The sequence below is a fragment of the Emticicia sp. genome (assembly GCF_049241225.1).
GTDB lineage: Bacteria > Bacteroidota > Bacteroidia > Cytophagales > Spirosomataceae > Emticicia.
This window is the reverse complement of the sequence record NZ_JBMLRC010000018.1, coordinates 16,334-29,203: the sequence shown is the minus strand read 5'-3', so window position 1 is coordinate 29,203 and position 12,870 is coordinate 16,334. Positions and strand designations below refer to the sequence as shown.

Sequence of the window (12,870 nt, the reverse complement as noted above, 5' to 3'; positions counted from 1 at the left end):
TCCAAGCAATTGATTTTTCGTTTAATGCACCAGAAATGATGCCTGTTTTACCTTTTAGAAGTCCGTATGCCATTATTTTATTGTTTACTAATAGATAAGCCTACTTTTAAATTTTAAGGCCTCAAAGGTACGTTTTTTCTGAAAAATAAAAAACCGCCTCTCAAATCAGAAAGACGGTTCTTAGAAAATCAAAAGTTTGTACTTTTTAGTAAATCAAATACCGCACCCGTAAAGTGCCATCAATATTTTTGCCGTTGCCAAAATCTGCTTTTATTTTAAATGTGAGCCAAAAGGCTTTTTCATACATTTCTGGAATTAGTTTTGGTTGATTGATTTCTTTTACATCGATGATTTCGAGGTCTGATGTAATTGCATCAGCAAGAAAAAGTGTATAATTTTGAAAAGCAAAATACCAATCCGAATCTTTGTAATTCTTATTTTTTCCATAAATATTTTTATTCCCTACCACAAAAATATTTTTTAAGTTTTCATATTCAGGCTTTCCATTAAAATTTACAATTCGAATATCAATATCTGAAGATACGAATATACATGAAGGTACTAAGTTTGGTAAAGCTATTAGCCCTCTTGGTCCATAAAAATCATTGAAATTAGTACCTGTAAATCTCCCTTTTTTATCAAAAAATTGACCATTAAATTCAGCTGTTTCGGTAGGTTCGTTTGCATTGGTGATTTTAACAGTTAAGTTTTTAGTACTGATTGTCCCATCAACACTACTTGTACGCAATGAGATTTCATGTTCTCCATTTTTCTCAAAAATAAAGACAGGGTTATTGGTAATTGATTTGTATCTGTTTACATGCCATTCAAAATTTGACGTATTCTTTGATAAATTTTGACATTGCACTCTTCCATTATCTAATAATACAACCGTAAAATCTGCGACTGGCTTTGGTGGAATATCACTTATAGAAACAGTCTTAGAAAATGTTGTTTTATTATTTTCTATATCCCAAGTTGTTAGCAATAGCGTATATGCTCTATTTTCACTGTACTTGTGTTCATTATAAAGTGGAAATTTTTCAATAAAATTATTTTCAATTCTCCCATCGCCATAATCTATACTAAACTTTACTGCTTTCAAATCCATATTTGTAATATAAACACGTCCATACTCTTCGACTCTTACATTCAGTTCGGGTAAAACTTCTTCTTTACTATCTTTTTTACAACCAAATAATAGTAAAGAAAAAGCTAACAAAAAAATAGTGTTTTTCATCTTAAAAGTATTTTGTGAATGTAAAGTACTATCAAAGTTGTTTCAAAAGTAATATTCAAACCCACAATCCAACATTAGAGTTGTATCAGTCATTATTTAACGGCAAGTAAATGATTTAACGGTAAAACAATTATAAAAAATAAAAAACCGCCTCTCAAATCAGAAAGACGGTTTGTTGATTTTTAGTTGTTGATTCTAAGCCTTTTTAAAAAATTTACCCTATTCTTTAAAAAATGTATTTGTTTTCCTCAATCATAGCATCAGCCACACGGCGGCGAGCGTTTTTGAGGTTCATTGGTTCAATTTTAGTGAAACGTTTCAAGCCCATGAGCATTACTCTGAGTTCGTCGCCTTCGGCAAACGATGTGATAGCTTCACGACCGGCATTATTTACTTTGGCAACTGCTTCGTGCAAATAAATTAAGGCCATATCTTTTTGTAACTCAACTGCCGCTTCGCCTTTGATGCCGATTAGTTTTTCAACTCTCAAGAGTGCCGATTCGGCTACATAAATTTCGATGGCCATATCTGCTACGTTCATCAAAATTTCTTGTTCGTTCGATAACGACATCATGAATTTCTGTACTGCCGCACCCGAAACCATCAAAGCTGCTTTTTTCAAGTTTTTCAATACTTTTTTCTCAGCTGCAAAAAGCGTTTCATCATCAGAAGCACTGAAATCTGGAATCGACATGATTTCTTTACCAACTGCCATTGCAGGGCCCATCAAATCAAGTTCGCCTTTCATGGCACGCTTCAAAAGCATATCAACAATCAACATACGGTTGATTTCGTTGGTGCCTTCAAAGATACGGTTGATACGAGCATCGCGGTACGCACGCTCTAAAGGTGCATCGGCCGAGTAGCCCATTCCTCCATAAACTTGTAAGCTTTCATCAACTACGTAGTCTAAAACTTCCGAGCTGTGTACTTTCATAATGGCACACTCAATAGCAAATTGTTCGAGTGCCTTTAATTTTGCTTCGGCATCGCCCAAGCCTTGTGCTTTTAGGTCTTCAATGGCATCGTCAATGTTTTGTCCTGCACGGTAGTTGGCCGTTTCAGAAGCAAAAATACGAGTAGCCATCTCAGCCAATTTATATTTTATCGCACCAAATGAGGCAATAGAAACTCCAAATTGCTTGCGTTCGTTGGCATAATTGATTGCATGATTTAATGAACCTTTCGAGCCGCCCACTACTGCAATACCGAGTTTGATACGACCAATATTAAGGATATTTACCGCAATTTTAAATCCATTTCCACGAGTTGAAAGCATGTTTTCAACTGGAACATGGCAATCATTAAAGAAAACCTGACGAGTATCTGAGCCTTTGATACCAAGTTTATGCTCAGGCTCATTCATCGTGATTCCACCGAAAGATTTTTCTACGATGAATGCTGTAAGGTTTTTATCATCATCAATTTTTGCAAAAACAATAAACAATTCGGCAAAACCGCCATTGGTTATCCACATTTTTTGTCCGTTGATGATATAATGCTTGCCATCAGCAGAAAGAACTGCTTTCGATTTTCCAGCGTTGGCATCCGAACCCGAATCTGGCTCAGTTAAGCAATAAGCCGCTTTCCACTCGCCCGAAGCCAAAAGTGGCAAATATTTAGCTTTTTGTTCTTCGTTTCCGTAATACACAATCGGTAAAGTTCCGATACCTGTATGAGCTGATTGTGCCACTGAGAACGAGTGACCTGTTCCGAGAGCCTCAGCAACCAACATCGAGGTATTGAAATTCATACCAAAACCACCATATTCTTCAGGAACGGCAGTTCCGAGAAGACCCAACTCACCAGCTTTTGTCATTAGAGAAGACATTAATTCTGGAGACTTGGCCGTATCAATTTCATTAAGGCGTGGGTGAACTTCGGTTTTCAAAAAATCACGGCAAGTTTCGGCAATCATTTGTTGCTCTTCCGTAAATTCTTCTGGAATGAAAATTTGGTGAGCTTCTACTTCTTTGATTAAAAATTCGCCACCTTTAATTGATGCTTTGTTTTCGGTTGCTATCATGGTATTATGAATTGAATATTATCGTTGTTTAAATAGTATGCGTGCATACTGTTGCAAATATAAAGAATTTTTAAATTGTTATGCAAGCATACTAATAAAAATATTTTTAAATACGTAAGTTTTATTTTCTCTTAGTGAAGATTTAAATCATAAACAGCTCATTTCCAGCCTTTTGGAGGAAATTTTGAGCGTGTGAAAGATTCGTTACAGGCAAAACATTGAGATGGGGGAAGTCTTATCCACCAAGGTGGCTGGTACAAGTCGTCGTATAGAAAAGGTTTGGGACTTGATAAGTTACGGTCGATAATTACTATTTCTTCGTGGACATCAGAAACCGTAAAATAGCCGAGTACTTCTTCGGCGGCATTATTGGTGTTTTTAAAATTCCCTCGGATAGATTTTGGCGTTGGGTCGAATAATCCGCCGGAAGCTTTGCTTTGTTCTTTTACTGTATTCCAAAATTTGTAGGCATTTTCATTGATTGAATATTGATTGATTACCAAATAATAATTATTGGTATTGTCGTATGGCACTTTGATTAGGCTTCTATTAAAACTATTTCCATCAATAAGCCTATCGTTTTCTAATTCTAAACAATTTGTACAGACTACTTTTTCGTAACAATCCTGACAGCACGGTTGCACATACGATGTAGTTCCAGCGGCGGTTGCAACGGTGTATTCTCGACACCAATCAATTTTTTTTACATGATACCAATCCCATTTGTAATAGTTTTTTTCACCTGGCGTATCTTTTACATTTACACTAACCCTAAATTCGCCTCTTTCGGTTTTTAGATAGGCTGGTGGTATTATTTCCTTAAATTCGATACTTACTTTTTCAATTTTCGGTACAGCTGTTACTTTTTCGGGCGAAGACTCATATTTTTTCTTATCGAAGGTTTCTACAAAAAGCTGATAAGTTCGACCCACAACCAGTTGGATTTTATCGACTGAGCGATAGTTATAGCCACGAGGAAGTTTTACAGAATTATTTTGTGATGGGTCGTCAAAGAAAGCATATTCGTTCCCTAAATTATCTTTAAGAGTAACTTTGGCATCGGCCACGTAATCTTTAAAAACCGAGGCATCGGAATTGTAGGGAGCATCATAAGTAAGATATACATATTGATAATCGAGCTTGGTGGTAAGCTGTGATTCAATTACTAATCTACGTACATCGCTATTTAGCTTTGGGTCGAAAGGTTCGACGCAGGCATTTATTCCAAATAAAATCAAAGCGAATGCCAAATGTATTTTATATTTCATTTTGCAATAAAAAAATATTTTTTACCAATTAAAGATTATTGGTTTCATCTTTAATCAATTGTGATTTTTAGTCGAACAAGTTTTCTGTTCTTACAATTATTTTGCAAACTATAAGCCTCACAAAATTATCTCCAACCTTTTGGTGCAAACTTTGTTCGCATATAAGTTTCCTCACAGGTAACACAATTGGACGACCTTCTCCAGGCAGGTGGTAGATATTTTTGACTTTCAAATGGCTTTGGACTCGTACGGTTACGGTCGATAATTACAATTTCTTCGTGAATGTCAGAAACGGTGAAATACCCTAAAACTTCTTCGTTAGAGTTAGCAACATTACTAAAATTACCACGTATGGATTTTGGTGTCGGGTCGAAAAGGCCACCTGAAGCTTTACTTTGTTCTTTTACGGTATTCCAAAATTTGTAGGCATTTTCGCTCAATGAATATTGATTGATAACCAAATAATAATTGCTGTTTGCATCATAAGGTATTTTTGTTAGAAATCTATTGAAAATATTTCCATCAATTAGTCTATCACTTCCTAATTCTAAACAATTTTTACAAAAATATTTTTCATAACAGTTTCCACAACACGGATATACAATCGAACTACTACCTGACCGAGCTTCCCCGCACCATTCAATTTGTTGAACATTGTACCAGTCCCATTTATAAAAGTTTTTTTCGCCGGGGATATCTTTTACATTTATCGAAACATTGTATCCTCCACGTTCGGTTTTTAAAAAAGCAGGGGGAATAATTTCAAAAAACTCAGTTATTACTTTTTCTATCTTTGGAACAGGCACAACCTTTTCAATGGTAGACGAATATGTTTTTTTATCGAAAGTTTCTACAAAAAGCTGATAACTTCGCCCCACAACTAATTGGATTTTTTCGACTGAACGATAATTATATCCTACTGTTGCTCTGATAGCATTATCTTGGTAAGTATCATCAAAAAAGGCAAATTCATTACCCAAATTATCTCGAAGTGTTACTTTAGCACCGGAAACATAATCTTCAAAAACAGAAGCATCAGAAGTGTACGGGGCATCATAAGTAAGATATACGTATTGATAATCGAGCTTTGTTGTAAGCTGAGATTCAATTACTAATCTGCGTACATCACTTTTTAGTTTTGGGTCGAAAGGTTCGACACAAGCAACTAAGCATAAACTAACAATAAAGAATATAAGTAGACATTTAGATTGCCATTTCATTTTAGAACTTAAAATTATAGGTTAGTGATGGAATGATACTTCCCAAAACTGAAAGTTTGTAGATTTTTACTCTTGAATCATAGATATTCAAAGGCGTTTGTTGTCTTAAAAACACCGAATAGGCATTTCTTCTGAAGAGTATGTTATAAAGCGAAAAATTCCAGTTACTTCTATAGCCTTTTGTGCGGTAAGGATGCGTTTCGATATTCATCGATAAATCAATTCTGAAATAGTTTGGAATCTGTGATTGATTTCGACTATTGTAGTAGGGCAAAAATGAACCCGATAAAAATAATTTTGAGGCTGGATAAGTAATAGCTCTACCCGAAGTAAAATTTAAATTGCCTGAAAATGAGACTGTTTTACTGGCTTGATAAGAACCAACCGCATTGAAACTATGCGGACGGTTAAAAATTGGCGGAAAATAGTTTCCGTTGTTGATGGTTTCTTCGGGCGAGTCTCCAACAATTTTTATGAGTGTCTGCGAATACGTATAACTCAACCAACCCGTAAGAACTCCTAAATTCTTTTTGATAAATAATTCAGCACCATACGCAAAACCATCACCTTGCAAAATAACAGTTTCGGGTTTTGGATTTAAAATTAGGGTTTCACCATCTTTATAGTCGATGGCATTGAATAGTTGTTTATAGAAAATTTCGGCCGAAAGTTCGTAAGTTTTTTCTTTTGAGTTTCTGAAATAACCAATCGAAAATTGATTAGAATATTGAGGTTTTGTGTAAACATCACTTAGTTTCCAGCGGTCGCTTGGCAAGGCTGCGGTTGTGTTTGAAAGCAAATTGATAAACTGGCTCATTCGGTTGGCACTTGCTTTGATGCTCGAATTCGCATTAATGCTATAATTGAATGATATTCTTGGCTCTATGCTCGAATATTGCTGGATGACATCTCCTTTTTGAAACATTGTGGAATCTATCAAACTCAAAGTAGAACGAGGCTGGTTTGCTTCATAATTATAAACTTTGCTACTTCCAAGAGCTTGATACAAGGCAAATCGTAAACCGATGCCCATATCAAACTTTGAGTTTATCTTGATTTTATCATTGACAAATACGGCTGACTCTAAAGCTCGCTCGTCGGGAAGAAGTGCAGGGTTTTTGTTTGAGGTTTCTAAAGTTGGCAATAAGCTGCCTGGCTTAATAAGGTAGCTGTTTACTTGTACTCCGATTTCGGCTTCGTGTTTTTCGTTGGGTGTAAATATCAAAACCGATTTCAGACTTTTATAAGCAATCGAACTACTGAGTGTAAAAGCCGATGCTGAGTCGGTATTGATAATATCTACATCATAATTCGCAAAAATACCGTGAGTTTTTAGGGTGAATTTTGGTCCGAAGTAATGCGACCACGAAGTTGAAAGATTCCGTGATGTCCAATGATAGCGTGCATCACTATTTTCGTCGATTGTAGAAATTGTATCTTTTGCGAGTTTGAAATTATCATTTCCGATAAAAGCCGAAACAGATATTCTGTCTTTCTTGGTTGGTTTGTATTCTGCTTTGGCGGTTACATCATAGAAATTTGCTTTACTTCCTGACAAACGCTTGATTTTGAACAGATTGACAACTTGGTCAACGTAAGAGATACGGCCGGCTACAAAAAAACTAAGTTTATCTTTTATGATTGGGCTTTCAATAAACAATCGGCTCGAAATTGTGCCAACTCCGCCATTGATTGAAAACTTGCTGGCATTGGCATCTTTCAGATTGACACTCAAGACTGACGATACTCGACCACCAAACTGAGCTGGAACTCCACCTCGATAAAAATTAAAATCTCGGAAAGCGTCAGGATTAAAAACTGAGAAAAAACCCATTAAGTGCGAAGAATTGAAAATGGGAGCTTCTTCCAATAAAATTAAATTTTGGTCAATGTTTCCGCCACGCACATTAAAACCCGACGCACCTTCTCCCACTGTGGTAACTCCTGGTAGCGTAAAAAGACTTTTGATAATATCAACTTCACCGAGTAAGGTTGGTAGTTTTTTTAATGCCTTGTAGTTTAAACTCGAGACTCCCGTAGTGAGACTTTTTACATTTTGATTGGCACTTTTGGCACTCACTTCTACTTCCGCCAAATCGTTGACTTTTTCATCAAGCGTAAAATTTTGAGTGGCGTTTTTGGTAGCATCAAGTTGGAAGTTTTTACTGAAATATCCTTGATGCGTTATTTTTATGAGAAAACTTCCTTTCAGAATTGTCATTTCGTAATTTCCGAGAGAGTCGGTGGTTGTGCCATATCCTGTCTGAGGAATAAGGATATTTGCACCATAAATCGGTGTGTTAGTATTTGCCTGAGTGATTGTGCCTTTTATTGTTACTTTACTTTGGGCAAAGTTGCAAATGGGTAACATTACAAATAAAACAAGCCAGAACTTATTCATTATCAATTATTTTGGTAATTATTGTGTTTACGTGCGGAACAAGAAAAACCTCTTTCTCTTTTTACAAATATAATGAGTTTATGCTTTAATCAAAATTTATACGATTATTGATACAGCTAAAATTCTTTCTTTATTTTAAATGAATAATTTGATTGAATCTGGTTTGGAAAACTTTGTACTTTTTGGAGAATTTTATAAAACAAAAAACCTCTGCTTTCAAAAAATCGAAATACAGAGGTTTTTAAAATGGATATTTATTTTGATTTATTCTACCACAAATTCATAAGTTCCACTTGAAACTTCAAAAATTGCTTTATCTTTTTCAGACTTTACGTAAGTGATACCTTCAATTTTTACAGGTTTTTTCTTTACAATGAAGAACTTCCCTCCTTCTTTGATATTATTGATTGTTTTTCCTGTTTGTAAAGGTAGTTGTATTTGAACTGAAACATTGGCAGGAATATTTAATTTCAAACTAAACTTATTGCCTTGTAAGTTTGATTGACTTGTAATCTGACCATAATTCGTATCAAAAGTTTTTGATTCTTGGCCTAATGGCGGAGCAATTACAACCTTAGCTTCATTGAAATTTGGCTCTGCTATTACTTTTTTCGCATAAATTTTTGCCAAAAGGTCTTCTGAGTAAGCATAATTTTCTACGAAAGGTGTATTCTCATCTATTACTTTGGCAACCAAAGTATTTTCATCGGCTTTTTTAGGAAGACCTTCTACCTCAACATATCGGAAGCCGTGATAGCTGAATTTAGGTTCCCATTTTTCTATGCCATATCCTTTTAAAAGATATTTATCAGTTGGTTTGATTCCTTTTTGGTCGGCCAAGCCTTTGTCGGTCAAAGTTTCAGCATATTTTAGTTCAACTTCTTTGGTTGCTTTACCTTCGGTTTGTAGATAGGCAAAGCCAACTATATTTTGTCCGAAATCAAAAACATAACGGCCTTTTCTTGGCTCGGTTATTTTTACTGCCTTTATTTCTTTGATAACTTTTGCTTGTGGCGAGATTTGAGGCTTGAGTTCTATTCCACTTTGAGCTTCGTCCATGATTGCCGCATTTTCCCAATCCTTGCCATATTCAAGTTGGGCATTGTAAACTTCACCAGCGTAAATCGAATTTGACACAATTGGTGAAAGTCGAGTTTTCCAACTTCCATCAGAAATTACGGTTTGGCGAGAGCCATCATAAAACTCCATTTCCATCTGAAATAAAAGTTTGTTTGGCAGATTACCTTTTTGCCAAGCATTTCCGAGCGTTGCAGTAATGAAGTTGATACCGATACTTAAATCTTCGTTTGAGATTTCGTAAATCTGATAAGGAATTATCTTAGAATCTTTTGTCAAACCGGGTGTCAGAATATCTTGTCCTACTTTTTTTCCGTTGAAAATCAAGTGATACGCTCCTACTCCAGTTACATAGATTCTGGCTCTTGTGGCACGTTTGCTTAAGTTAAATTCCTTTTGAAGTTCGATTGATTTGCCATCAGTTCCGTTTTTGCCAATCCAATGAGCCGACCAATCTTCTTTTTTTAGCAGGGCCATTTCCCACCAAGTTGGTTCGCTGTAAAGCGTTGGTTTGTTTTTCTCATTCCATATTTTCACTTTCCAGAAATATCTTTTACGAGATTCGAGTGGTTTTCCTGCATAATCTATTTTTATTGATTGATCTGATTTTACCATGCCTGAGTTCCAGACGTTTCCGTTATCTTTTTTTAAGTCGGCTTCGTTATCAGCTACTAAAATCTGATAGGCTGTTTGTTTTGCACCTCGATTGGTGGCTTTCATTTGCCATGATAATCGTGGATTTAGTACTTCCAAGCCCATTGGCGTTTCTTGGTATTCACATCTGAGTTTTTCGAGTGTTTGTGCGTTTGTTTGAAAAATATTCAAACTTATAAAGAGCAAAATGAGTGTTTTCTTCATCTAATTTTCTTTTGGTTTCTACTAAAAATCTATTCTTTATTGATTTATCGGCAATTTCTTAAAATATTCTCTATTATTCTGCCTATTAATTATCTTTTGTTGTTGAAAATCTCTAATTATCCCTTTTATCCCTCAAAACTTCCGCTTCATCAAACAAAACTTTCGGTATGTTTCCAACGTTATTACTTTTGGTTGATAATCTTGGTTTTGTATTAAGTTTAATAATCCTTATTATTTTTTATTCATTAACCATTTAAAACAAAAATCTACCATTCTTCACTATTTTTTAAGTAAAAAGTGTTCAAAATTGTCAACAAATTAAACATCTACAATTATGAATATCTTTTGAAAGAGAAATAGTTTTCATTTTTATTACTACAAAAAATCCAATTCATGAAAAAACTATTATTGTTGTTAGTTAGTCTGTTTTTCACGTGGAATGCCTCAGCACAAGACAAATTTACGGTCAGTGGGTACATAAAAGATGCCGCCAATGGCGAAGGTTTGATTGGGGTTTCGGTTTATGTACAAGAAGTTAAGACTGGTACACAGACAAATCCGTACGGCTTCTATTCGCTTACACTTCCCAAAGGAACGTACAACTTGGTGTTGACGTATGTCGGCTTTGAAAAAATTACCAAAAAAGTTGAGCTTTTGAGTCAAGATGTAAAGTTAGATGTCGAGCTAAAAGATGATTCGAAGCTTTTGCAGGAAGTGGTTATCACTACAAAAAAGGCTGATGATAATGTAAAAAGCCTTGAAATGTCAGTCAATAAAGTTGATATCAAGACCATGCAAAAAATGCCTGCTTTGCTCGGAGAAGTTGATATTATCAAAAGTATTCAGTTTTTGCCCGGCGTTACATCGGTTGGTGAAGGTGCTTCGGGTTTCAATGTTCGTGGTGGTGGAATTGACCAAAATTTAGTTTTGCTCGATGAAGCTCCCGTTTATAATTCCTCTCACCTTTTTGGTTTTTTCTCGGTTTTTAACCCAGATGCTGTTAAGGATGTAAAATTGATTAAAGGTGGTATTCCTTCTCAGTATGGTGGACGTGTTTCTTCAATCTTGGATGTAAGAATGAAAGAAGGAAACTCAAAAAAGCCGCAGTTTTCTGGGGGAATTGGTAGTATCTTTTCGAGGTTTACTTATGAGCGTCCTTTTTTGAAAGATAAGGGTTCTTTTATTGTAGCATTGCGTAGGTCTTATATTGATATTTTGGCAAAACCTTTTTTGAATGATGATTTGAAAGGGACAAGCTTTTACTTCTATGATTTTACAGCAAAGGCTAATTACCGAGTAAATGAAAAGAACACAGTTTTTCTTTCTGGATATTTTGGGCGAGATACTTTCGGGGCCGATTTTGGTTTCAACTGGGGAAATGCCACCACGAGTTTTAGATGGAATCACGTTTTCAATAATAAGCTCTTTTTGAATAATACCGTTTTTTATAGCAATTATGATTACGCTTTGCAATCTGATTTGAAAGAAACCAATAATCAAGATGCCTTTCGTTGGAAATCGAACATTATTACTTACAGTATAAAGCCCGATTTTACGTATTATCCGAACACAAAAAATACCATTACTTTCGGTGGACAATTAACTTATTATACTTTCAATCCGGGGCAGGCAGTTGCTATTTCAGGTGGGGTCGAACGTACGATTGGTTTAGATGATAAATTTGCTGCTGAAAATGCTTTATACATTGGTAATGAGCAAAAGTTGACCTCAAAAATTTCGCTACAATATGGGCTTAGATATTCGCTTTATAATTATTTAGGAAAAGGAAAAGCGTATGAATTGAGTGCCGCCACTAATGACGGTGAGCGAAGAAGCATTACTAAAACAACTGAATTTGGTTGGGGAAAAAGTATTCAACAATATGGCAATTTTGAGCCAAGATTCGCAGCAAACTTTAGCCTTGGACAAGATAATTCAATCAAAGTGAGTTATAATCGTTTAGCCCAGTATATTCACCTTCTTTCAAATACAACTGCGTCTTCGCCACTTGATGTTTGGACGCCGAGTAGTAATAATATTAAACCACAACTAGCCGATCAGTTTGCTTTGGGATATTTTCATAATTTCAGCGATAATCTATATGAGACTTCGGTTGAGGTGTATTATAAAGACCTTTACAACCAAATTGATTATGTAAGAAATGCCGATTTATTGTTGAATCCTGCCGTTGAGGCCGATTTACTTTCTGGAAAAGGTCGTGCTTATGGGGCAGAGTTTTATGTAAAAAAAGCAAAGGGTAAATTTAATGGTTGGGTGAGTTATACACTCGCTCGTACGGAAAGAAAAATCGAAGGTTTAAATCAAAATAATTGGTTTCCTAGTCGAATTGATAAGACACACAACTTGTCGGTTGTGGCTATTTATGACTTAAACAAACGTTGGACCTTCTCAAGTAATTTTACATTCAGCACTGGTACTCCGGCGAGTTTCCCGACTAATAAATTTATTTGGCAGGGCTATGCTCTTCCACACAATTATTACGATACTCGCAATACTTACCGAATTCCAGCATCGCACCGTCTTGACTTTGCAGCTACTCGACAAACCAAATATGGTTTCTTTAAGCGTGGCACCGGCGAATGGGTTTTCTCGGTTTATAACGTTTATAATCGTCGTAATCCTTTTTCGGTGTTTGTTCGCCAGAATGAAACAGACCCAACAAAAACTGAGGCGGTTCGCTATGCGGTTTTTGGTTCGATTATTCCAGCTGTTACTTATAATTTTAAATTCTGAAAGCCCCACCTAAATCCTCCCCTATA

Annotated in this window: 7 protein-coding genes; 1 reads left to right on the top strand and 6 read right to left on the bottom strand. The window is 35.6% G+C overall.

Features of this window, described 5'->3' with window-relative positions:
- Window positions 1-205 precede the first annotated feature (205 nt).
- The 6 genes from ACOVO2_RS00960 to ACOVO2_RS00935 form a co-directional block, all read right to left on the bottom strand.
- Window positions 206-1,240: a hypothetical protein gene (locus ACOVO2_RS00960; RefSeq protein ID WP_421768174.1), complete on the bottom strand. Its 1,035-nt coding sequence runs from the start codon at window positions 1,238-1,240 to the stop codon at window positions 206-208.
- Between the two features lie 226 nt (window positions 1,241-1,466).
- The gene (locus ACOVO2_RS00955) at window positions 1,467-3,266 is read right to left on the bottom strand and encodes an acyl-CoA dehydrogenase family protein (RefSeq protein ID WP_421768173.1); all 1,800 of its coding nucleotides are present in this window, start codon (window positions 3,264-3,266) and stop codon (window positions 1,467-1,469) included.
- Between the two features lie 158 nt (window positions 3,267-3,424).
- The gene (locus tag ACOVO2_RS00950) at window positions 3,425-4,534 is read right to left on the bottom strand and encodes a DUF4249 domain-containing protein (protein ID WP_421768172.1); all 1,110 of its coding nucleotides are present in this window, start codon (window positions 4,532-4,534) and stop codon (window positions 3,425-3,427) included.
- Between the two features lie 125 nt (window positions 4,535-4,659).
- Window positions 4,660-5,754: a DUF4249 domain-containing protein gene (locus ACOVO2_RS00945; protein ID WP_421768171.1), complete on the bottom strand. Its 1,095-nt coding sequence runs from the start codon at window positions 5,752-5,754 to the stop codon at window positions 4,660-4,662.
- Window position 5,755: 1 nt separating this feature from the next.
- Window positions 5,756-8,155, bottom strand: coding sequence for a TonB-dependent receptor (locus ACOVO2_RS00940; protein WP_421768170.1), 2,400 nt, complete (start codon window positions 8,153-8,155; stop codon window positions 5,756-5,758).
- A gap of 264 nt (window positions 8,156-8,419) precedes the next feature.
- Window positions 8,420-10,090 (bottom strand): family 78 glycoside hydrolase catalytic domain, encoded by a 1,671-nt coding sequence (locus ACOVO2_RS00935; RefSeq protein ID WP_421768169.1) that lies wholly within the window; start codon window positions 10,088-10,090, stop codon window positions 8,420-8,422.
- Between the two features lie 393 nt (window positions 10,091-10,483).
- Here ACOVO2_RS00935 and ACOVO2_RS00930 point away from each other — a divergent pair, with 393 nt between their 5' ends.
- The gene (locus ACOVO2_RS00930) at window positions 10,484-12,844 is read left to right on the top strand and encodes a TonB-dependent receptor (RefSeq protein WP_421768168.1); all 2,361 of its coding nucleotides are present in this window, start codon (window positions 10,484-10,486) and stop codon (window positions 12,842-12,844) included.
- Window positions 12,845-12,870 lie beyond the last annotated feature (26 nt).

What these genes read in the sequence shown, in the direction of transcription:
- ACOVO2_RS00955 (WP_421768173.1), bottom strand. Translation starts at nt 3,266, where the DNA reads ATGATAGCAACCGAAAACAAAGCATCAATTAAAGGTGGCGAATTTTTA.
- ACOVO2_RS00930 (WP_421768168.1), top strand. Translation starts at nt 10,484, where the DNA reads ATGAAAAAACTATTATTGTTGTTAGTTAGTCTGTTTTTCACGTGGAAT.
- ACOVO2_RS00945 (WP_421768171.1), bottom strand. Translation starts at nt 5,754, where the DNA reads ATGAAATGGCAATCTAAATGTCTACTTATATTCTTTATTGTTAGTTTA.
- ACOVO2_RS00935 (WP_421768169.1), bottom strand. Translation starts at nt 10,090, where the DNA reads ATGAAGAAAACACTCATTTTGCTCTTTATAAGTTTGAATATTTTTCAA.
- ACOVO2_RS00950 (WP_421768172.1), bottom strand. Translation starts at nt 4,534, where the DNA reads ATGAAATATAAAATACATTTGGCATTCGCTTTGATTTTATTTGGAATA.
- ACOVO2_RS00940 (WP_421768170.1), bottom strand. Translation starts at nt 8,155, where the DNA reads ATGAATAAGTTCTGGCTTGTTTTATTTGTAATGTTACCCATTTGCAAC.
- ACOVO2_RS00960 (WP_421768174.1), bottom strand. Translation starts at nt 1,240, where the DNA reads ATGAAAAACACTATTTTTTTGTTAGCTTTTTCTTTACTATTATTTGGT.